This window comes from Aeromonas sp. 603607 (assembly GCF_049171595.1).
GTDB lineage: Bacteria > Pseudomonadota > Gammaproteobacteria > Enterobacterales > Aeromonadaceae > Aeromonas > Aeromonas veronii.
This window is the reverse complement of sequence record NZ_JAAKOV010000019.1, coordinates 43,623-65,733: the sequence shown is the minus strand read 5'-3', so window position 1 is coordinate 65,733 and position 22,111 is coordinate 43,623. Positions and strand designations below refer to the sequence as shown.

Annotated in this window: 17 protein-coding genes and 3 tRNA genes; 15 read left to right on the top strand and 5 right to left on the bottom strand. The window is 57.7% G+C overall.

The genetic code is table 11. The features are described 5' to 3' along the window. The first annotated feature begins 97 nt into the window (after positions 1 to 97). Together G5315_RS17155 and G5315_RS17150 are read left to right on the top strand one after the other, a co-directional pair. The gene (locus G5315_RS17155) at positions 98 to 1,039 is read left to right on the top strand and encodes a hypothetical protein (protein WP_204383550.1); all 942 of its coding nucleotides are present in this window, start codon (positions 98 to 100) and stop codon (positions 1,037 to 1,039) included. Between the two features lie 145 nt (positions 1,040 to 1,184). Then, on the top strand, positions 1,185 to 2,375 hold the full coding sequence (locus tag G5315_RS17150) for an amino acid aminotransferase (RefSeq protein WP_421333527.1): 1,191 nt from the start codon (positions 1,185 to 1,187) through the stop codon (positions 2,373 to 2,375). Positions 2,376 to 2,491: 116 nt separating this feature from the next. Here the strand turns inward: G5315_RS17150 and G5315_RS17145 are convergent, their stop codons facing one another. Both G5315_RS17145 and G5315_RS17140 read right to left on the bottom strand, forming a co-directional pair. Then, the gene (locus G5315_RS17145; RefSeq protein WP_042081972.1) at positions 2,492 to 2,995 is read right to left on the bottom strand and encodes a DUF2062 domain-containing protein; all 504 of its coding nucleotides are present in this window, start codon (positions 2,993 to 2,995) and stop codon (positions 2,492 to 2,494) included. After that, positions 2,989 to 3,507, bottom strand: coding sequence for a DUF2062 domain-containing protein (locus tag G5315_RS17140; RefSeq protein WP_005350890.1), 519 nt, complete (start codon positions 3,505 to 3,507; stop codon positions 2,989 to 2,991). Before G5315_RS17140 ends, G5315_RS17145 begins: the two co-directional genes overlap by 7 nt. Before the next feature lie 27 nt (positions 3,508 to 3,534). Between G5315_RS17140 and G5315_RS17135 the strand changes: the two genes are divergently transcribed. The 11 genes from G5315_RS17135 (at position 3,535) to G5315_RS17085 (ending at position 13,741) form a co-directional block, all read left to right on the top strand. Next, entirely contained in the window at positions 3,535 to 5,736 is a 2,202-nt protein-coding gene (locus tag G5315_RS17135; RefSeq protein WP_421333525.1) for a DNA internalization-related competence protein ComEC/Rec2, read from the top strand. Positions 5,737 to 5,840: 104 nt separating this feature from the next. Continuing rightward, positions 5,841 to 7,604, top strand: a complete 1,764-nt coding sequence (gene msbA, locus G5315_RS17130) for a lipid A ABC transporter ATP-binding protein/permease MsbA (protein WP_216978473.1) — start codon at positions 5,841 to 5,843, stop codon at positions 7,602 to 7,604. Continuing rightward, positions 7,604 to 8,599 (top strand): tetraacyldisaccharide 4'-kinase, encoded by a 996-nt coding sequence (lpxK, locus tag G5315_RS17125; RefSeq protein ID WP_421206435.1) that lies wholly within the window; start codon positions 7,604 to 7,606, stop codon positions 8,597 to 8,599. The genes msbA and lpxK overlap by 1 nt, the downstream gene beginning before the upstream one ends. Positions 8,600 to 8,720: 121 nt before the next feature. Further along, positions 8,721 to 8,909, top strand: coding sequence for a Trm112 family protein (locus G5315_RS17120; RefSeq protein ID WP_005347033.1), 189 nt, complete (start codon positions 8,721 to 8,723; stop codon positions 8,907 to 8,909). Then, positions 8,906 to 9,655, top strand: a complete 750-nt coding sequence (gene kdsB, locus G5315_RS17115) for a 3-deoxy-manno-octulosonate cytidylyltransferase (RefSeq protein WP_058058109.1) — start codon at positions 8,906 to 8,908, stop codon at positions 9,653 to 9,655. Before G5315_RS17120 ends, kdsB begins: the two co-directional genes overlap by 4 nt. A gap of 212 nt (positions 9,656 to 9,867) precedes the next feature. Further along, on the top strand, positions 9,868 to 10,512 hold the full coding sequence (gene uvrY, locus G5315_RS17110; protein WP_005337448.1) for a UvrY/SirA/GacA family response regulator transcription factor: 645 nt from the start codon (positions 9,868 to 9,870) through the stop codon (positions 10,510 to 10,512). Between the two features lie 127 nt (positions 10,513 to 10,639). Continuing rightward, a complete protein-coding gene (uvrC, locus tag G5315_RS17105) occupies positions 10,640 to 12,493 on the top strand; it encodes an excinuclease ABC subunit UvrC (protein ID WP_042081980.1) in 1,854 nt (617 codons plus the stop codon). 199 nt (positions 12,494 to 12,692) lie between these two features. Further along, on the top strand, positions 12,693 to 13,247 hold the full coding sequence (gene pgsA, locus G5315_RS17100; protein WP_031227442.1) for a CDP-diacylglycerol--glycerol-3-phosphate 3-phosphatidyltransferase: 555 nt from the start codon (positions 12,693 to 12,695) through the stop codon (positions 13,245 to 13,247). A 181-nt stretch (positions 13,248 to 13,428) separates the two neighbouring features. Beyond that, positions 13,429 to 13,504: transfer RNA gene (locus G5315_RS17095), tRNA-Gly, on the top strand. Between the two features lie 35 nt (positions 13,505 to 13,539). Then, positions 13,540 to 13,613 (top strand) — tRNA-Cys (locus tag G5315_RS17090). 41 nt (positions 13,614 to 13,654) lie between these two features. Continuing rightward, positions 13,655 to 13,741, top strand: a tRNA-Leu gene (locus G5315_RS17085). Positions 13,742 to 14,279: 538 nt separating this feature from the next. Here G5315_RS17085 and G5315_RS17080 read toward each other — a convergent pair. Then, positions 14,280 to 15,635 (bottom strand): 8-oxoguanine deaminase, encoded by a 1,356-nt coding sequence (locus tag G5315_RS17080; protein ID WP_227342422.1) that lies wholly within the window; start codon positions 15,633 to 15,635, stop codon positions 14,280 to 14,282. Between the two features lie 1,290 nt (positions 15,636 to 16,925). Here G5315_RS17080 and G5315_RS17075 point away from each other — a divergent pair. After that, positions 16,926 to 17,693, top strand: coding sequence for a hypothetical protein (locus tag G5315_RS17075; protein ID WP_421333523.1), 768 nt, complete (start codon positions 16,926 to 16,928; stop codon positions 17,691 to 17,693). 236 nt (positions 17,694 to 17,929) lie between these two features. After that, the gene (locus G5315_RS17070) at positions 17,930 to 19,627 is read left to right on the top strand and encodes an ATP-dependent DNA helicase (RefSeq protein WP_421333522.1); all 1,698 of its coding nucleotides are present in this window, start codon (positions 17,930 to 17,932) and stop codon (positions 19,625 to 19,627) included. 184 nt (positions 19,628 to 19,811) lie between these two features. Here the strand turns inward: G5315_RS17070 and G5315_RS17065 are convergent, their stop codons facing one another. Both G5315_RS17065 and cysS read right to left on the bottom strand, forming a co-directional pair. Continuing rightward, positions 19,812 to 20,453 carry a hypothetical protein gene (locus tag G5315_RS17065; protein WP_421333520.1) on the bottom strand — a complete coding sequence of 214 codons (642 nt, stop codon included), beginning with the start codon at positions 20,451 to 20,453 and terminating at the stop codon, positions 19,812 to 19,814. Between the two features lie 119 nt (positions 20,454 to 20,572). Next, positions 20,573 to 21,949, bottom strand: a complete 1,377-nt coding sequence (cysS, locus tag G5315_RS17060) for a cysteine--tRNA ligase (RefSeq protein ID WP_041208491.1) — start codon at positions 21,947 to 21,949, stop codon at positions 20,573 to 20,575. Positions 21,950 to 22,111: the final 162 nt, after the last annotated feature.

The following is a 22,111-nucleotide window of genomic DNA, read 5'->3' as shown; positions in this document are numbered from 1 at the left end:
GTCACGTAATTGGCGCGGGAGGCTTGGCGTCATCGGTCTGTAACGGTACCTTTTCAGGCTGTTTATCCGATTGAGCACTGACAGGGATGGATTGTAATTGATCGACTTTCGTCACCCCGAATGGCGGGCACTGGCGCAGCAGTTGCTGAGCCACTCACCTGTGGTGATCCGTGGCCGCCAGTGGCAACCGCTGGTGGGCCTGCTCAAGGATAACCAGCTGCTGCTTGCCCATGGCAGCCACAGCTATGAGCTCACCCCGGCCGGACGGCGCTATCTCACCCGCGAGCTGATGCTGGCCGAGATCGCCACCGCGCCCCCCGAGCCCGAGGAGTGGTTGCATGCTCAGGGCTGGCAATTGGGGGAGCAGGTCAATGAACGGGTGCTGGCGGCGCTCTATCACAAGAGCGAAGTGAACTTCACCCCCAACGAGCAGATCGATTTCGAGGACAAGGGGATCCGGCTCTGTGCCGATCAGCTGTTGCGTTTGCGCGCCGCCCAGTCGTTCAGCCTCTTTTTTAGCGGCGGCACCCTGATCGACGCAGCCCCCTGGTTGCAGGCGCTGGGGGAGGTGGCGCTGCCCGAGCGCACCCTGGCGGGTCTTGGCAAGATCCTGTGGGGGGAGGGGAGTATCGAGCGGGTGATCACCACCGACAGCGTCGGCGCTTTTGCCGAGCTGCCTCTTGAACCCGGCACCTTGCTGGTGTGGGCTCCCCCATCGGCTCCTCTGGCCTTGCAGCAGGTGGTGGCCGCCTTGCCCCCCAATGTGCTGTGGAGTCATCTCACCGCCCTCAACCCTGCCGGGGTGGATCGGCTGCAGGCGCTGGCCCAGCGGCTGGGTCGTCCGGCCAGCTGGTGGTTGCCCCGTGATCTGGCCCCCATCCTCAGCGCGTATGCCCAGCCTTTGACTGAGGCTCGGCCCTGGGAGCCGAGCCGGATCCCCAAGCCATTGTTAGCAGTTTGTAGCGGTTTGGTTGAGTCCAATGGTGGCTTGTCGGCCGAGGTGTGCGCGCTGGCACCAGCGTGGCATGCCGTTGGTTGAAATTGGCCTGAAAGCGAGCCAAAAAGCGGTTTTCCCCCATTGAACGCGGTGATATAAAGAGTTGACGAAGCGCTCGCCAGATGAGCGCTTTTGTTTATCAAGCCGCTTTGCCACCCAACGAACTCAACGGAATACAGGGAATACCATGTTTGAAAAGGTTGTTGCCGCCCCAGCGGATCCGATCCTGGGCCTGACCGAAGCCTTCCGCGCTGACTCTCGCCGCCACAAGATCAATCTGGGCGTAGGGATCTACAAGGACGAGTCCGGTGCTACCCCCATTCTTCACTGCGTCAAGAAAGCCGAGCAGAAGCTGCTGACCGACGAGAAGACCAAGAACTACCTCGGTATTGAAGGCAATATCGAATATGGCCGTATCGTGCAGCAACTGCTGTTCGGGCAGCACTCTGCGCTGGTTGCCAGCGGCCGCGCCAAGACCGCGCAAGCACCGGGCGGCACCGGTGCCCTGCGTATCGCGGCCGAATTCGTGGTGCGCAACGGTCTGGCCAAGACCATCTGGATCTCCGATCCCACCTGGGCCAACCACGTCAGCGTGTTCCAGGCCGCGGGCCTGACCGTCAAGTGGTACAAGTACTACGACGCCGCCACCAAGGGGCTCGACTTTGCTGCCATGCAGGCCTCGCTGGCCGAAGTGCAGCCGGGTGAGCTGGTGCTGCTGCACGGCTGCTGCCACAACCCGACCGGTATCGACCCCACTAGCGATCAATGGCGCGCGCTGGCCAAGCAGAGTGCTGCCGCCGGCTGGTTGCCGCTGTTTGACTTCGCCTATCAGGGTTTTGCCCGTGGTATTGAAGAGGATGCCGAAGGCCTGCGCATCTTCGCCGAGTGCCATGACGAGCTGCTGGTGGCGAGCTCCTTCTCCAAGAACTTCGGCCTCTACAACGAGCGGGTCGGCGCCTTCACGCTGGTGAGCGCGACCAAAGAGATCGCCGATGTGGCCTTCACCCAGGTCAAGACCGTCATTCGTGCCAACTACTCCAACCCGCCGTCACACGGCGCCGCTGTGGTCACCGCCGTGGTGAGCGATCCGGCTCTCTATGCCGAGTGGGTCGAAGAAGTGGCCGCCATGCGGGTGCGTATTCGCGAGATGCGCGAGCTGCTGGTAGAGAAGTTGGTTGCCCTCGGCGTGAGCCAGGATTTCAGCTTTATCCGCGAGCAGAACGGCATGTTCTCCTTCTCCGGTCTCTCCAAGGATCAGGTTGAGCAGCTCAAGAGCGAGTTTGCCATCTACATCGTTGGCTCAGGCCGGATCAGCGTAGCCGGTATTACCCGCGCCAATATCGATCCTCTGTGCGAGGCGATCGCCAAGGTGCTGTAATCGCATCGCCTTGTGCTCTGGCACTATGCGGCACTATGCCATGAAAAAGCCCGTCACCTTGGTGACGGGCTTTTTTGATCGCCAACGGCTGATCGCCAAACAAGGGTAAGGGCGGCTCAGTGGTGGCGGGCACCTTGCCACAGCTTGCGCAGTTGCAACAGCAGCGCGGTCAGGGCGCCGCCGCTCAGGGCGGTGAGTACCGCCAGCAGTAGGCTGCCGAGCAGGAAGGGGGGCACCAGGGTGGCTGCCTCCTGCTCCAGCCAGTGCAGGGTCCAGCTGAGGTGGAAAGGCTCCGGCGTCTGGTGCAGTACCAGACAACCGGTGCGATAGGCGTAGAGGTACATGAACGGCAGGGTCAGCGGATTGTTGAACCAGACCGCCAGCAGTGCCAGCGGCAGGTTGAGGCTGAACGCCAGCGCCAGACCGACTGCGATGAGCGAGTGCATCGGGATAGGGAACCAGCAGGCGAAGATCCCGGCCGCCACCGCGCCACTCAGGGCGCGAGTGCCCCCTTGCCAGAGGGCTGGGGCAAGCAGTCGCTCACCAAACAGGGCAAACCACTTCTGCTGGCGCAGGGTATCGGGATCTAGCTTGAAGCGGGCAAACCAGCGACTCAGCATGGGCGGGCCATCTTGCGTTTTTGCCACTGGCGCACCGTGCTGATCCGCCAGAAGGTGCGGATGAGGGTGTAACCGATAAGAGAACTGAGCAGGGCCAGGATCAGCGAGCCCAGCAACAGCGGGGGGGCCACTGTGCCCAGTACCGAGACCAGCCACTCCCAGGTGAATTCAATCTCTATCTGCTGCGCCGAATGTCCCAGCAGCTGGCAACCCACCAGATAGGCGCCATAGAGCAGGGGCGGCATGGTAAAGGGGTTGGAGAGCCAGACCAGCGCCACCGAGAGCGGCAGATTGACCCGGCACAGGATGGCGCCACCGGCGGCCAGCAGCATCTGGCAGGGGAGCGGCACCCAGGCCATGAAGAGGCCCACCGCAAATGCCCCGGCAGCCGAGCGGCGGTTGAGGTGCCAGAGGTTGGCATCGAGCAGCAGTTTGCCGAACAGCCGCAGGTGCTTGTGTTCTTTCAGGGTTTGCTGATCGGGCATCCAGCGTTTAATGAGTCGTTTGGGCATATTGAAACCTTGCTAAATACTTGCTCCATGGATCTGCGTCTGTTGTCGTTTGCCCTGGGGGCAAGCTCCTCACTGCTCTGGCCATGGTTACCTTCACTCGCATGGGGGGGCCTGTTGCTGTCCCTGCTGATCCCCCTTGCATATTGCCGTGCCTGGCGGTGGCTGTTTCTCCTGCTCGGCATCCTCTGGATGCAGGCCAATCTTGCCTATCGGCTGGCCTGGCTGGAGCGGTTGGGCGATCAGACGAGCCACATGATAACCGCACAGCTGCAAAGTGCAGAGCCCGAGGGGGATAAATTTGTCCGGCTGCTGCTGCGGGTGAGCACCCTCGACGAGCAACCGGTGACACCTGAGCCCCTGATCCGGGTCAATGCCTATCAGGCATTACCCGCCATGACGGTAGGCAGCCGGATCACCCTGGTGACCTCGTTGAAACCGGCTCACGGTCTGGCCAACGAGGCGGGGCTGGATGGGCGGCGTCTGCTGCTGGGCAAGGGGATCACCGCCACTGGCAATCTGCGTCGGGTGATAGATATTCAACAGGCACCTGCGGGTTGGCGTGAACGCTGGTTGGGGGCCGCGACCGAGAGTTGGCGTCCGCTTGACCATGCCCCCTTGCTGGCGGCGCTCACTTTTGGCGAGCAGAGCGGCATCACGGATGCCCAGTGGGAGCTGTTTCGCGGCAGCGGCCTGACCCATATCATCGCCATCTCAGGGCAACACATCGCGCTGGTGGCGGTGCTTGGGTGGTGGCTGGGCAGGCTGTTTGGTCTGCGCGGCGCCATCATCACCTCCCTGCTGTTTGCCGCCGTCTACAGTGCGTTGGCCGGATTTGCGGTGGCCACCGAACGGGCTCTGATCATGGTGCTGGTGTGGAGTGTATTGCGCTGGAGCCGGCGGGAGTGGCCGGCCTGGCGCATCTGGCTGTGGGCCTTTGTGGTATTGACCCTCTGGGATCCCTTCGCCCTCTATTCGGCCAGCTTCTGGCTCTCGTTTCTGGCGGTGGCCATCTTGCTGCTGGTGGGATATGTCCACGACAAGCCGGGGCTCTGGCAGATCCAGCTCTGGCTGCTACTCGGTCTGCTGCCGCTGCAACTGGCGTTGTTCGAGGGGATAGCGCCCCTTGCCATGGTGATCAACCTGTTGGCTGTGCCGCTCTTTTGTATCGCTATCATTCCGCTGGCCCTGATCGGTGTGCTGCTTGCGCCGCTTTCCACCTCGCTTGCCTATGGCCTGTTCTGGCTGGCGGATCTGGGGCTCGGGTGGGTGCTGACGATCCTGAGCTGGCTTTCCGATCAACTGCAACTGTGGTGGCCACTGCCTGGCTGGTGGCTGCCGCTTTGCACCCTGCTGTTGCTGCTCTGGTTCGCCGCACAGTGGCGCCCGGTACGCTGGCTGTTGCTACCGGGTCTGTGTGCGCTGTTATTGGCGCTCTGGCCAACGCCTGTCCGCTGGCAACTGCGGGTGCTGGATGTGGGGCAGGGGCTGGCAGTGCTGATCAGCAAGGGGGAGCGTGCCATCCTCTATGACACCGGTGATCGCTATCCCGGAGGCTACAACATGGCGGACGCGGTGATCCTGCCCCAGCTAAGCCATCTGGGGATCCGGGTCATCGATCGCCTCATCATCAGCCACAAGGATCGGGACCATGCCGGCAATCGCAAGCGACTGCTCAGCGCCATGCCGGTGCGTCACGAGCTCTCCTCTTACCCCTTCAGTGAGAGAACAACGCTCTGCCAGCGTGGGCAACAGTGGCGCTGGCAGGGACTCTCGTTTGCAGTGCTCTGGCCAGAACGCCCCGGTGGCGGGCGTAATAACGATGGCTGCGTGGTGCGCATCAGCGATGGGCAGCGCAGCGTGCTGCTCAGTGCCGATATCGAGCGGCAGGCCGAGCAGCGGCTAGTGGCGCTGGAGGGGGAGGGGTTGGCCAGTACCTTGTTGGTGAGCCCCCATCATGGCAGTCGCACCTCCTCCACGCCCCCGTTTGTCGCGGCGGTAGCGGCGCAGGAGGTGATCCACAGCGCCGGTTTTATGAATCAGTGGGGCTTTCCCCGTCCCGATGTAGTGGCCCGCTATCGGGATGCCCGCCAGTGGATCACCGGTCAGCAAGGGGCGATGCTGGTCGAACCCACCGCAGAGGGCTTGAGCGTCACCGCCAAGCGAGATGTGGGGCCCTGGTACCGGCGCAGTGGCGACTGGTGGCGACCGCGAGTGTGGTTTGAGCAATAATCGGCCATTTCTGCCGTGTAGGAATGCGATATAGGTGGCGGCGCTTGGTGTAAGCCTGCGCTTTGGCTAGAATAGCCCGTCATTTCCATTACTAACGGCTATTCATGCAACAAGAAACCTCACAAGAGAGCTGGCCAGTATTCAAACGCCTGCTCGGTTATGTCCGTGATCGCAAGCTGGGCCTGGTCGGTGGCATCATCGGGATGCTGGGCTACGCCGCCGTGGATACCACCTTTGTCTACTCCATCAAGCCGCTGATCGATCAGGGCATCAATGGCAACGACAGCACCGTTCTGAAATGGATGCCCTTCTTCGTCCTCGGCATCGTGGCCCTGCGCGGTGTCGCCAACTTTCTCTCCAACTACTGCATGGCCTGGGTCGGCAACCACGTGGTGATGCGTCTGCAACAGCAGGTGTTCAATCACATGGTGGCGATGCCGATGAGCTTCTTCGACCGTCAGAACACCGGCCATCTGCTCTCCAAGGTGACCTATGACGCGAGTCAGGTCTCCTCGGCGGCAAGTACCACGCTAGTGACCCTGGTGCGGGAAGGGGCGACCGTGGTCGGCCTGCTCGGCCTGATGTTCTGGCACTCCTGGCAGCTGTCAGTGATCTTTTTGGTGGTTGGCCCGCTGGTGGGCATCATCATCGGCCTTATCAGCCGTCGTTTCCGCCAGATCAGCCGTCACATCCAGCAGGCGGTAGGGGATATCACTACCTCCACCGAGCAGATGCTCAAAGGGCACAAAGAGGTGCTGATGTTTGGTGGCCAGAAGGTGGAAGAGAAGCGCTTCTTCCAGGTCAGCAACAACATGCGCCAGCAGACCATGAAGATGGTCGCTGCCGATGCCATCGGCAGCCCTGTGGTGCAGATGGTTGCCTCCATCGCGCTGGCGGCCTTCCTCTATGTAGCTACCATCGACAGTGTGCGCAGCGAGCTGACTGCCGGTACGTTTACCGTCATGATCACCTCCATGATGATGCTGCTCAAGCCGCTGAAAAGCCTGACCGACGTCAACAACCAGTTCCAGCGCGCCATCACTGCCTGCCACAGCCTGTTTGGCCTGCTCGACAGCGAGCCGGAGCAGGATACTGGCACCCGCACTCTGGAGCGTGCCCGCGGCGAGATCGAGTTTCGCAACGTCACCTTCACCTACCCGACCAAGGACACCCCGGCGCTGCACAACGTCAGCTTCAAGGTGGAGGCGGGTAAATCGGTGGCGCTGGTGGGCCGTTCCGGCTCTGGCAAAAGTACCATTGCCAGCCTGCTGACCCGCTTCTACGACATCGATCAGGGCGAGATCCTGCTGGACGGCATCAACATCCGCGAATACAAGTTGAGCGAGCTGCGCAAGCAGTACGCGTTGGTCTCCCAGCATGTCCACCTGTTCAACGACTCGGTGGCCAACAACATCGCCTACGCGGCGGAAGACAAATACAGCCGCGACCAGATCGTGCAGGCCGCCCGTATCGCTCATGCCGACGAGTTCGTCAGCAAGATGAGCAACGGGTATGACACTGTGGTTGGCGAGAACGGTGCATCCCTCTCCGGTGGTCAGCGCCAGCGTGTGGCCATCGCCCGCGCCCTGCTGCGCGATGCGCCGGTTCTGCTGCTGGATGAGGCCACCTCGGCCCTCGATACCGAGTCCGAGCGCCACATTCAGGCGGCTATCGACGAGCTTTGCAAGGCGCGTACCTCGCTGGTGATCGCCCACCGTCTCTCCACCATCGAGAAGGCGGACGAGATCCTGGTGATCGACGAAGGCCATATCGTCGAGCGCGGGAACCACGCAGCACTGATGGAGCAGCGCGGCACCTATGCCCAACTGCGCGCCATTCAGTTTGGCAACGCGGGAAGCAAGGCCTGATGCTGGAACGGCTCTGGTATCGCAAAAGTGGCTGGCGCTGGTTGCTGGCCCCCTTTGCCCTGCTGTTCGCCGTTATCAGCGGCAGCCGCCGCTACGCCTATCGTCATGGCTGGCGCAGGGGGTATCGCGCCTCCTTGCCGGTCATTGTGGTGGGCAATATTTCGGTGGGCGGCAACGGCAAGACGCCAGTGGTGGTCTGGCTGGTGGAGCAGTTGCAAGCCCGCGGCTATCGCCCCGGGGTGGTGAGCCGTGGTTATGGTGGCAAGGCGCCCCATTACCCCTATCGGTTGGATGAAACCAGCACCACGGCGCAAGCAGGTGATGAGCCTGTGCTGATTGCCCGGCGCTGCGGCTGTCCGGTGGTGGTTGCCCCGAAACGGGCCGACGCGGTACGACTGCTGGAGCAGAGCGGTGAGGTGGATATCATCATCACCGACGATGGTCTGCAGCACTATGCGTTGGCCCGCGACATCGAGCTGGTGGTGGTGGACGGAGCGCGCCGTTTCGGCAATGCCTGCCTGCTGCCCATGGGGCCGCTGCGCGAGCCGGTCACTCGTCTCAAACGGGTGGACGCCATCATCTGCAACGGCGGCGAGCCGGGCAAGGGGGAGTACCCCATGCAACTGGTCGCCGACACCCCGCGCCGGGTGCGCGACGATGCACCGCTTGCTGCCCCCTTGTCGGGGCCGGTTGATGCGTTGGCGGGGATCGGTCATCCGCCCCGCTTCTTTGCCACCCTCGAAGGGCTCGGCTATCAGCTGGATCAGCAGGCCGCCTACGGCGATCATCACCCCTTCGATCGGGATGAGCTGGTGGGCCGCTTTGCCAGCAAGCCGCTGCTGATGACCGAGAAGGATGCGGTCAAGTGTCGTCCGTTTGCCCCCGATAACTGGTGGTATCTGCCGGTCAGGGCCGAGTTGCCCGCCTCCCTGCTCGATGCCCTGCTGCACAAGCTGGGGACGAAGGGGAAGGGCGCGGCCAGGGCGCAAGATTAATCGCTCTCGCCTCGGCGGGGGAGCAGGGGCTTGATATGCCCTGTATGGAATATCTGGTTGCTCGACATCCATCGCTGGCGTGATGAAGCCGCCAGCGCGACATCGTTGAAGGAGTATCGTTTTGGCTTTGGACATCAAGTTGCTCGACATCATCGCCTGCCCGGTCTGCAAGGGTAAGCTGCACTACAACAAAGCAGTCCATGAGCTGGTCTGCCGCTTTGACAAGCTGGCCTATCCGCTGGAAGAGGGGATCCCGGTACTACTGGAGAACCGTGCCCGTCCGCTCAATAGCGATGAGTTGCCGTCATGAGTTTCGTCGTCGTCATTCCGGCCCGCTATGCGTCAACCCGCCTGCCGGGCAAGCCGCTGGCGGATATTCATGGCAAACCCATGGTGCAACACGTGGTGGAAAAAGCCCTGCAATCGGGGGCCGATCGGGTGATCGTTGCCACCGATGACGAGCGGGTACAGCAGGCGCTGCAGAGCACCGGCGTCGAGGTGTGCATGACCTCACCGGATCACCAGTCCGGCACCGAGCGTCTGGCCGAGGTGTGCCGTCACTACGGCTTTGCCGCCGATACCATCATCGTCAACGTGCAGGGGGATGAGCCGCTCATTCCGCCCGCCATCATTCGTCAGGTGGCGGACAATCTGGCCGCCGCCACGGCGCCTATGGCGACCCTGTCTGTGCCGATCAAGGATGCCGAAGAGGCGTTCAACCCGAACGCAGTGAAAGTGGTGACAGACAAGGATGGCTACGCCCTCTACTTCAGTCGCGCCAGCATTCCCTGGGATCGGGATCGCTTTGCCAAGAGCCATGAGCAGATTGGTGACCACTACCAGCGTCATATCGGCATCTATGCCTATCGCGCCGGCTTTATCCAGCGTTACGTAGACTGGGCACCGAGCGTGCTGGAGCAGGTCGAGGCACTGGAGCAACTGCGGGTACTCTGGTACGGGGAGAAGATCCACGTCGCCCAGGCCCTTGAAGCGCCGCCGGTCGGGGTGGATACCCAGGCCGATCTGGAGAAGGTGCGCGCCTTTTTGGCCAAGTGATGGCCACAGCACTAACGTCATGAAAAACGGTGTCGCAAGGCACCGTTTTTTGTTTTGAAAATTTATATAATTATTTGATTTTAAACGCTAAACATGGGTTTTCTCAAACTTTTGGCGTGCATGGTTTGCCAAAGCGACGAGTTTGGTTATGATGCAAGACGCCCTGTTAACCCTAACCGGGCGGCTAAAACGAGATAAAACGGGGTGTTTGGGTGATAAATGTATTCCTGGTCGATGATCATGAGCTGGTGCGTACAGGGATAAGACGCATTCTTGAAGATGTGCGCGGGATCAAGGTGGTGGGTGAGGCACAGAGCGGCGAGACCGCAGTTACGTTCTGTCGCCAACACCATCCGGACGTGATCCTGATGGACATGAACATGCCGGGTATTGGTGGTCTGGAAGCGACCCGCAAAATTCTGCGGATCCGCCCCGATGTGCGCATCATAGTGCTGACCATTCATTCAGAAAATCCGTTCCCCACCAAGGTGATGCAGGCTGGCGCCGCCGGTTACCTGACCAAGGGGGCTGCCCCCGACGAGATGATCCAGGCGATCCGGTTGGTGCACTCCGGTCAGCGTTACATCTCCCCGGAGATTGCCCAGCAGATGGCCCTCAGCCAGTTTGCCTCCGCTGACGAGAATCCCTTCAAGTCCCTTTCCGAGCGCGAGTTGCAGATCATGATGATGATCACCAAGGGGCAGAAGGTGACCGATATCTCCGAGCAGCTCAACCTGAGCCCGAAGACGGTCAACAGCTACCGCTATCGGCTGTTCAGCAAGCTGGGGATCAACGGTGACGTGGAACTGACCCATCTGGCCATTCGCTATGGCATGCTGGATGCCGATACCCTCTAATCGGGTGGCGTGTGGTCACAAAGGCGGCGAGTGCCGCCTTTTTGCTTTTCTGCCCCTTTGCTTTTCGGGCGGCGAGGGCAGTATGCTCTGCCCGTCAATTTTTGCCTTTGTGTGAGCCGAGTAGCTGATGACCCTCTCTCCCGAACCTCTCTTCGACAGCAAGGCGTTTTTGAGCGCCGTCACCCATCAAAGTGGCGTTTACCGCATGTATGACAGCGGTGGCACCGTGATCTACGTGGGCAAGGCCAAGGATCTGAAAAAGCGGCTCGCCTCCTACTTTCGCACCAACGTCGACAGCATCAAGACTCGCACTCTGGTGCGCCAGATCGCCGATATCCAGGTCACCGTCACCCACACCGAGACTGAGGCGCTGATCCTCGAGCACAACCTGATCAAGCAGTACCAGCCCCGTTACAACGTGCTGCTGCGGGACGACAAATCCTACCCCTGGATCATCATCACCGCGCACCAGCATCCACGCATCGGCGTCCATCGCGGTGCCCGCAAGGTGAAGGGTGAGTACTTCGGCCCGTACCCCTCTGGCGGCGCGGTGCGCGAGAGTTTGCATCTGATGCAGAAAATATTTCCGGTGCGTCAGTGCGAAGATGCGGTCTACGCCAACCGCACCCGTCCCTGCCTGCTCTACCAGCTCAAGCGTTGCGCTGGCCCTTGTGTTCCTGGACTGGTGAGCGAAGCCGAATATGCCCAGCAGGTGGAGCTGGCCAAGCTGTTTCTGGCGGGCAAGAACCAGCAGGTGATTGGCGAGCTGGTGGGCAAGATGGAGTCCGCCAGCGGCGATCTGCGCTTTGAAGAGGCGGCCCGCTATCGGGATCAGATCCTGGCGCTGCGTCGGGTCACCGAGCAGCAGTCGGTGAGCGGCAACGTACTGGACGAGCTGGATGTGGTGGGGGTCGCCTTCCAGCAAGGTGCGGCCTGCATTCACGTGCTCTTTATCCGTCAGGGCAAGGTGCTCGGCTCGCGCAGCTACTTCCCGAAAGTGCCGGCTGACACCCCGCTTGACGAGGTGGTGCAATCCTTCCTGCTGCAGTTCTATCTGTCGGGGCAGGGAGGACGGCAGATCCCGAGCGAGGTGCTGCTCGATGTGGCCCTTGAGGACGAAAGCGTCATCGCTGAGACCCTGAGCCAGACCGCAGGCTACAAGGTGCGAGTGGTGAGCCGTACCCGCGCCGAACGGGCCCGCTTTATCAAGCTCGCCTCCATCAACGCCGAGACGGCGCTGCGCTCGCGGCTGGCTCACAAGAGCACCATCACCGCCCGCTACGACCAGCTGGAAGAGCTGCTGGAGCTGGAGCGCCCCATCGCCCGCATGGAGTGTTTCGATATCTCCCACACCATGGGGGAGCGCACGGTGGCCTCTTGCGTGGTGTTCAACCGGGAGGGGCCGCTCTCATCGGAATATCGCCGTTTCAATATCGACGGTATCACCGGCGGTGATGACTACGCGGCGATGGAGCAGGCGCTGGAGCGCCGCTTTGGCAAGCAGCAGGAGCCGGACAAGGTACCGGACGTGCTGTTTATCGACGGTGGCCTCGGCCAGCTGCGCCGCGCCGAAGAGATCCTGGCCCGTCAGCTGGAGTTTCTCGGCGGCAAATATCCGCTGCTGGTGGGGATTGCCAAGGGGGTCACCCGCAAGGCAGGGTTGGAAACGCTCATCATGGGGGAGAGCCACGAAGAGCTGCATTTGCCGGCAGATATGCCCGCTTTGCACCTGATTCAGCATATTCGCGATGAATCCCACCGTTTTGCCATTACCGGCCACCGGGCTAGACGGGCCAAGGCCCGCACCAGCAGCAGTCTGGAGGATATTCCGGGGGTGGGGCCAAAGCGCCGGCAGGCACTGCTCAAATATCTGGGCGGCCTGCAGGAGGTCAAAAAGGCGAGCGTGGATGAACTGGCCAAGGTACCCGGCATCAGTCAGGAGCTGGCCCAGACCATCCACGATGGCTTGCACAGCGCCTGAGCAGGGTTAGCGGTATGGCAAAATCGCTAACTCCTTGATGCACAAGAGCCGTGACGCGGGGGGGCCGTAAATGCCATAATGGCCCTCGCATTTTGAGAAGATTGATGGATTAAAAAGACCAAGACGGGCGCCAGTGCGGTTGCATCGCAAATCGGCTTTGGCGCACTATGTAGCGACGTACAAGAAGTGGCTGAAAATAATGACAAACATACCTAACCTGTTGACGTTTTTCCGGATTTTGCTCATTCCCGTCTTCGTCATCCTGTTCTATCTGCCTTATCAATGGTCCTATCTGGCTGCCGCCATCATCTTTATTCTGGCCGCTGCCACCGACTGGTTTGATGGCTATCTGGCCCGTAAGCTCAATCAGTCCACCGCCTTTGGCGCCTTCCTTGACCCGGTTGCCGACAAGATCATGGTCGCTGCCGCACTGGTGGTCATCGTCGAACACTACAACACCATCTGGGTGACCATCCCCGCCATGACCATGATTGGCCGCGAGATCATCATCTCCGCCCTGCGTGAGTGGATGGCCGAGCTCGGCAAACGCTCCTCGGTGGCTGTCAGCTGGATTGGCAAGTGGAAGACCATGATCCAGATGGTGTCGCTCACCGGTCTTATCTGGCAATACAACGTCTGGATGGTGTGGCTCGCCTATGTGATGCTCTATGTCGCTACCGTGCTCACCTTCTGGTCGATGTTCCAGTACATGAAGGCCGCCTGGGGCGATTTGACCCACCACGCCAACCTGTGAGTCACTTGCGCCGCAAGGTTAGGTTTCAGCTGATTTGAGGCAGGAAACGGCCAAAGGCGCTAAAACTGTTCAAAAAGGGCAAAAAATGCCCGAACGATCAGGTAATTAAATATTTCTGGTTGACTGGGCGAGGAACATCGCTAGAATGCGTCCTCGTAGTCAGGCAGTCAGCCAGACCAATGCGGGAATAGCTCAGTTGGTAGAGCACGACCTTGCCAAGGTCGGGGTCGCGAGTTCGAGTCTCGTTTCCCGCTCCAAATTCAGACAATAGAGAGCCAACTCTCTTTTGCATGGCGCGTTAGCAAAGCGGTTATGCAGCGGATTGCAAATCCGTTTAGTCCGGTTCGACTCCGGAACGTGCCTCCATATTGACAAGCCCGCCACGCGAGCTTGATACCGATTGCGGTGCCCGAGTGGTGAAATCGGTAGACACAAGGGATTTAAAATCCCTCGACGTTCGCGTCGTGCCGGTTCGATTCCGGCCTCGGGCACCATATTACAGTCTTAAAAAATATCAAAACCCGCATAGCCAAAGGCTTTGCGGGTTTTTTGTTGTCTCTCGTCGACTAATCAGGCCTTGTGATATTCCTCCGAGATTAGGGGAAGCATGTTCCGGCAGGGGGAAAAAAGCCCCTCATATGCTTGCTATGCCTGGCTGTGAGGTGGTGGATTATCCTCCCTGCACTTGTCATCTACTCCCAATTGAAACGGGAGATCCCTCCATTTCGCCATCCGACTCCATGGGGTCACAAGTAAGGGGCGCTGGTCAGCAGCAGCTGCCTGATGAAATAGGCCCTCCCTATCGGGGGAAGTACAGGCGCCTCAGGTTCTGCCCCGGTAGAAAGGAGAGGGGCTGGTACCAGTTGTCTATCCAGAGGTTTCCTTGAAAGAGGCAAGGGCCAAGAGAGAGGAAGCCGCAGGCTGCGGGCCGATGCTATCGGCCCAAGTCTTGCCCGAAAGCAGAGCAAGGTGGTCCGCGGCTCACCAGTGAGAACAGCTTTGCGGCTATTGGCAGAGTGGCACCAGAGTCGGCTAGCCATGCACCAGCGCCGCGGCGGCCACCTTGTGACGGGCGATAAGCTGCTCGATATCCAGCCCCTCGATGGCGCCATCCACCACCCGCCACTTGCCACCCACCATCACCCGATCGGCCCGCTCGGCGCCGCACAAGATGAGGGCCGCGATGGGATCGTGACTGCCGCTAAAGCGCAGGTCGTCGAGCTTGAACAGCGCCAGATCTGCCTGCTTGCCGGGCAGCAGCTCACCGAGATCGCCGCGCCCGAGCAGCCGGGCCGAGCCTACGGTCGCCCACTCCAGCACCTTGCGCGGAGTGATGCGCTCGGCGCCGTAGCGCAGCCGCTGCAGATAGAGCGCCTGACGGGCCTCCTGCATCAGGTTCGAGGCATCGTTAGAGGCCGAGCCATCCACCCCTAGCCCCACCGGCGCACCGGCCGCCTCCAGATCCAGGGTCGGGCAGATGCCGGAGGCGAGCCGCATATTGGAGACCGGACAGTGGCACACCCCGGTGCCCGCCGCCCCCAGCCGCGCAATCTCGTCCGGATTGAAGTGGATGCCGTGGGCCAGCCAGGTGCGATCGCCCAGCCAGCCCACCTTCTCCAGATAATCGACGGTGCGCAGGCCAAAGCGCGCAAGGCAGAACGCCTCCTCATCCAGCGTCTCCGCCAGATGGGTGTGTAGCCGCACATCGAGCTCGGCCGCGAGTCTGGCGCTCTCCACCATGATCTCCTCGGTCACCGAGAAGGGGGAGCATGGAGCCAGCGCAATCTGGATCTGCGCCCCGGCGCCGCGCTCATGGTACTGGCGCACCAGCCGCAGACTGTCATCGAGGATCTGCTGCTGCCCCTGCACCGTGTGGCGCGGCGGTAAGCCCCCCTCATCTTCGCCAAGGCTCATGGAGCCGCGGGTCAGCATGGCGCGCATCCCCAGCTCACGCACCGCCGCCACCTGAATATCGATGGACTCCTCCATCCCGCGCGGGAAGAGGTAGTGGTGATCCGCAGCCGTGGTGCAACCCGAGAGCAGCAGCTCCGCCATCGCCACCTTGCTCGCCAGCGCCAGCGCGTCCGGCGTCAATCTGGCCCAGACCGGATAGAGGGTCTTGAGCCAGGGAAAGAGCGGCTGATTGACCACCGGCCCCCAGGCGCGGGTCAGGGTCTGGTAGAAGTGGTGGTGGGTATTGATAAGGCCCGGCAGCACCACATGGTCGCGGGCATCGAACAGCTGATCGCACGGCCGGGCAGGCTGCTGGCCTGCCGCCAGCACTTCACTTATCAGGCCGTTTTCAATCACCAGCCCGCCGCGGCCATCGACCGCTTCGGGGGTAAAGGTGGCAAGGGGGTTTTTGATCCAGATACGGGTAGCGGACATGGCCGACTCCTCCATCAGTGACACATAGGGGTGAGCCAGCTCAGTTATACCCTGTCTGCTGATCCAGAGGCGGCGGTCAGCGACCGCGGCCAACCCAGTCTAGACACACGGCGCAAAAAGTCTGTGATCGCCGTTTTGAATCAAGGTGATAGCGACGGATTACCCAAGGCGACCAACCGCACAAGGTTTGCCCCGCAATTAATCAATCAGTAATTAACGAAAGCTTGTGCCAGCGCAAAAAAACCTCTGGTTTCTGATAGTTGCGTGATGGCCGCCATAGTTAAGCGCTCAATGAATCCGTAAGATATCTGGCGGCGCCTGTTGGCCCCTTTTCCCAAACCAAGGTCAACGGCGCATTGTGGCAGCGACAGTCAGGGGCGGTAGCGTCTTTCGCGAAGACCAGCCGGTCTCCCGCCCCTGCGCCAAGGTAACCGTCCCCTCTACCCTGCGGGTGAGCGGTAGGGTGCAATAAGCGCAGCGCATTGCACCAAGGTAACCGTCCCTTCTCTCTGCGGGAGAGGGTGAGGGATCATCAACCCCGTTGGCATGACTTCACCAGCAGGGTCGGTAGGGTCGATTAGCGAAGCGTAATCGTCCGCGGTAACTCTCTCCTTGCGGGAGAAGCGTAGGGTGCAATAAGCGCAGCGCATTGCACCACGGTAACCGTCCCCTCTCCCCTTGCGGGAGAGGGCCAGGGTGAGGGGTCACTAACCCCGTTGGCATGACTTCGCCAGCAGGGTCGGTAGGGTCGATTAGCGCAGCGCAGCGTACCGCACCCCTTGCAGGTGAAGCCCATGGCGCAATCCGCCAAGCCTGTTGCCGCAAGCAAACACGCGTCGAATTGAGGTGCAATTCACTTCGTTCATTGCACCCTACGGTATGGGAAAAACAGGCTCACCCCGGCGAACAACAGGGGGCAACACCCAACCCGCGACACCGAGGCCGGTTAACAGGCGTAGGGTGCACCAAGCGCAGCGCATTGCACCGCGGTAACACTCCCCAGCCTATTCGGGGCAAAGATCGGACGGGTTGTTAGCTCACAGCCAACCCCTCGCCCATCCCATGGCGAGAGCAGATTGTCGCACCTATGCAACAGACTTCATCAGGATGATTGCATAGGTGAAAAAATCATGGCGGGTACAGCTGCAAGTGGCAGACATCTCTATCGGGAAACGGCTTTATATCGAATGCCCGACTGTGAGTACTTCACCGTAATAACATCTTATTTCTCGAACGTCCGATTACGCTTCGCTAATCGAACCTACAGCTTTAACAAGGAGTGTTTTTAGCATGACTACCGTTCGCGATCAAATAACTAGCACAAACCAAGCTATATGCACTAATATTGACCTACTTGCAGAGCAAAGAGGGCTTTTATCACAAAATATACTATCTCAATTACGCAATTTAATTGAGGGAGTAGCAGTAGGATTACACAAAAACTCACTAGACACCCAGTTTAATTATGACAGCATCACCCCTGCCCTAGAATTTATTAAAAGCCAAGGAAAGTTAAATTTCCTTGGTAAATTCCATAAACTTATTCAAAAGGTTGCATCCCACTATACACTAGATAGCGATAATTCAGAACGTTTAATGATCAAGTATTATGAATACCTTCATAAAACTAGACATATCATCAAAACTAGCTTAGGGATCAACACCTTAACAAATCTAGAAAAATTCCCAATCAACCTTGACCCCTCACTACGTGAGTATCATGATAAAATAGCGGAAAGAATCCATTTTAAACCTGTAAATGACAATATTAAACTCATCTCTGGTCGTTATTACATTCATAAAATAGTGCCATTTTTTTGTAATGGCATTGTCCTTTATGAAGTTACATTTTATAGAGCAATTAACAGAGCAAATAAATCCGAGAGAATTATTGCATTTACAGAACTAGAACTTTCCGATAATCACGCGGTGATGTTGAAATTGCAGCGCGACTCAATAAATGTAATTGATCAAACAATGCCAATAACAATCATTAGGCATTGGGAAGTATCTATTAGACCATGTGAAATCAATAATTTTCAGCTATTTTTGGTATAGATTCACATGTTAAACCTAGCTCTGATGAATACAAACTCTTAATGAATGTTCTAACAAGTAGGGGTGATAGCTTACTTGATATTGTAACTCTGCCAGATCACGTCTATACCACAATAAAAAACATAGTTACTCAGAACACTCCAACCCCTCATATATTCAAAATATTGGATGTTTCGCGGAAAATAATAACGTCTTTATCTGCCGGACATTGTGTCATCCGCTATCTTATGTACCGCATGAACAACAATATAATAAAGTTACAGTCGCACCGAGATAGATGCTATCGTTTATCTAACTTAAAACTTAAGTTTGGTTGTATCCCATTTGATGACATGCCATTTTGCTCCTCCCTTCCCGGGCACAACCCTCGTTATTGGGATCTAGTTGAGAGTTTAGATACATCTGACAGAAAACATGAGCTTTTAGCAAGACAGGTCAGAAACAATGTAGAAAATAATGGAATTTTATACACACCAGAAAGTGAATGTTCCATATTCGGAGATTTAGATGAGCTAATAAAAATACATAACAAAAAAGTTTATTTCAAACACCAAGAACGCCACATGGTACTTGATAAAAAAAATATATTTTTCCGAGGGTATGAAGATGACACTGTGTCAATAATTAATTTCCTCCAAAATAAAGCCGCTAATGGAATTGATGGTTATACGAAGTATGTCGAGGCATGGATCAATGAAGCACCTCGAGGAATAGATGATCCAATGAAATCTGATGCACTCAAGAAACTATTTGAATTCTCATGTGTAGCTCTGATTTATGGTGCAGCAGGCACAGGTAAATCAACAATGTTAGATCATATTGCTCGCTGCTTTAATAGTAACGAAAAATTATTTCTAGCACACACCAACCCAGCAATAGATAACTTGCAGCGAAAAATAACAGCGCAAAATTCCGATTTTCGCACAATTAACAGTCAGATATCAAAAAGCAGAATTAACAAAGAGTATGACCTACTGATAATTGATGAGTGTAGTACGGTCAGTAACTCCGATTTTTTACAAGTTCTAGAAAAAACTTCTTTCAAGTTAATAGTATTAGTAGGTGACGTTTTTCAGATTGAGTCTATACAATTCGGAAATTGGTTCGGGATTATTAGACACTTTATAAATAGAAGTTCGATATTTGAGCTCACCACGCCATATAGAACAAAAAACAAAGAATTACTATACTTTTGGGAAGAGGTCAGGAAAAATGAAGATGATATAGCAGAAGTAATAGCTAAGAATGGGTATTCAGCATTATTAAACAATTCTCTATTTGAAAAACAATCTGATGATGAAATTATCTTGTGCCTTAATTATGATGGTTTATATGGCATAAATAATGTTAACAGATTTCTTCAAAGCAGAAATATTAATACAGCACATATTTGGCAAGAGTCCACTTATAAAGTAGGAGACCCTATACTATTTTCTGACACAGAGAGATTTCGTCCAGTAATTTTCAACAACCTAAAAGGATGGATCGTAGGCATTGCTCAAGATCTTGGCTGGATTCAGTTTGATGTGAAACTAGACAGGTCACTAAGTGCATTTGATGTATTGAAAGTCAATGATCTTAAATGGGTTTCTGAGTCGACAGTACGATTCAAGGTTTATGATTTCCCCAATAGTATTGATGATGACGATGATTCATTGAATACAACCGTTCCTTTTCAAGTGGCCTATGCTGTTTCAATCCACAAAGCCCAAGGACTGGAATACAATTCTGTGAAAATAGTAATTACTGACTCAAATGAGGAATACATTTCACACAATATATTTTATACTGCGATAACTAGAACGAGATGTTGCCTTAAAATATTTTGGACGCCCGAAACACAGCAAAAAATACTTAGTAAACTAAGCCATAAAACGAATACAAAAGATGTCTATTTACTTAATATTCGCCGCGGTCTTGCTATCATAAATTGACTGAATCAGCATGATTTCGTCATATTTTCTATAAACATATTTTTGTCAGCGCCTTGCACTGCTGATAAATGAAAACACGGGCGGGCACGGTATTGGTTCCCCCTGCAAACCACAAAAAAACCGCAGCCTTAAGCTGCGGTTTTTATTTCTATTCCCCAAACACACTGCTATCCCAACTAAAAAACTATTTCCCCAACCCCTTGCACTGCTCTCCTCCTGCGGCGGGATAGGCGGTGAGCGTCTCATAGAGGGCGGCGCGCAGGCTGCCGGATTGGCAGAAGTCGCAACTGCCGCCGGCGTCGATATCGGTGATGCGGGCGCCTTGCGGCCCGTCCTGTACCAGATAGGTGCTGACAAAACGGTAGGTGCCGCTGGGGGCGTCGAGCGGGGTGCCCGGCTCGCCAAAGGTGAAGCGCACCTTGACCTCGCTGCGATCCCGACTGCCGGCGATGGCGCGCGACGAGAGGATCTCCGAGCCCAGCAGGTTATCCCAGGCGTTGGGCAGGAAGGGGTTGCCCTCGACAAAGGGGGGCTTCTCGTCGGGGGCCTCGCGGGTGGCTATTTCGCGCGCCTTGGAGGCGGCATTGAGCAGGCAGAGCAGCTCGGGGGAGACGATAGTGGGCAGCGCGCCGCCGAGATCGCTCTGATAGAGGCCACTCGGTTTGACTTGGCGCTCCCAGTCGAGAAACTGGGCCACCTTGGCCTTGGCGCGGGCACTGGCGGCCGGATCGAGTTTGCCGCTGGTGGTGGTGCCCGCATGGGCCGGGGCGCTCAGGGCCGCCGCAGAGAGGGCCAGTGCCAGCACGGGCCAGCTGGATATCTTCATGGTGCCATCTTCCTTATGTTCGCTTGCATGGGCCCTACCTTGAACAACGCGCCGGGCCCTGAAAAAAAAGAGCGCAGCCCAAGGGCTGCGCTCTGCGTCAGGTCGTCAACCGGCAGCCCTTAGGCACGGCGCCAGCTGGTCTTGCCGGCGCTGTCTTCCAGCACGATGCCCATTTCGGTGAGACGGTTGCGGGCGGCATCGGCAGCGGCCCAGTTCTTGTCGGCACGGGCCTGATTGCGCTCGGCGATCAGGCGCTCGATTTCGGCAACCTCTTCATCCGCTTCGTCACCCTTGAGGAAGGCCTCGGGATCTTGCTGCAGGATGCCGAGCACGGCGCCCAGCTCGCGCAGACGGGCGCCCAGCGCGGCGGCAACGGCCATGTCTTCACCCTTCTGGCGGTTGATCTCGCGCACCAGATCGAACAGGGCGGAGTAGGCTTCCGGGGTGTTGAAGTCGTCGTCCATCGCTTCCTTGAAGCGCGCCACCTGCTCGTCACCACCGGCAGCAGCGGCCACCGGCAGATCGCGCAGGGCGGTGTACATCCGCTCCAGCGCGGCGCGGGCTTGCTTCAAGTTATCTTCCGAGTAGTTGAGCTGGCTGCGGTAGTGGCCAGACATCAGGAAGTAACGGACGGTTTCGGCGTCGTAGTGAGCCAGCACATCGCGGATGGTGAAGAAGTTGCCAAGGGATTTGGACATCTTCTCTTTATCCACCATCACCATGCCGCTGTGCATCCAGGTGTTGACGTAGTCGCCACCGTGGGCGCAGCAGGATTGGGCGATCTCGTTCTCGTGGTGCGGGAACTGCAGATCGGAGCCACCGCCGTGGATGTCGAAGTGGTTGCCAAGGTGCTTGGAGTTCATGGCGGAGCACTCGATGTGCCAGCCAGGACGGCCCGGGCCCCAGGGGCTTTCCCAGGTCGGTTCGCCCGGCTTGGACATCTTCCACAGCACGAAGTCGAGCGGGTTGCGCTTGGCATCGACCACGTCAACGCGGGCACCGGCTTGCAGCTGCTCCAGATCCTGCCCGGAGAGCTTGCCGTAGTCGGCGTAGGATTCGACGATAAACATCACATCGCCGTTATCCGCCACGTAGGCGTGCTCTTTTTCCAGCAGGGATTGCACCAGCTCGATGATCTCTTCGATGTGCTGGGTGGCGCGCGGTTCGATATCCGGGCGCACCATGCCGAGGGCGTCGAAATCGGCGTGCATGTCGCCGATCAGACGCTCGGTCAGCTCGTCGCAGGTCACTTGGGTCTCGGCGGCACGCTTGATGATCTTGTCATCCACGTCGGTGATGTTGCGCACGTAGGTGAGGTCGTAACCGGCGTAACGCAGGTAGCGAGCCACCACATCAAAGGCGACGAAGGTGCGGCCGTGGCCGATATGACAGTGATCGTAGATGGTGACACCACACACATACATGCCCACCTTGCCCGGGTGGATAGGTTTGAATTCTTCTTTTTGACGAGTGAGTGTGTTGTATATCTTCAGCATCTTCTAACCACTGCCTGTGAGTAAAATGGTTGGTCATAATACCCCGTTCAGGGGCAGAAAACGAGGCAGAAAACGTGGCCAATCCCGCCAGCCAGCACGGTTACGGCGCCAGAGAGACTATGCCGCCAGCCCCTGATGGGCTAGAATTGCCACCACTTTATG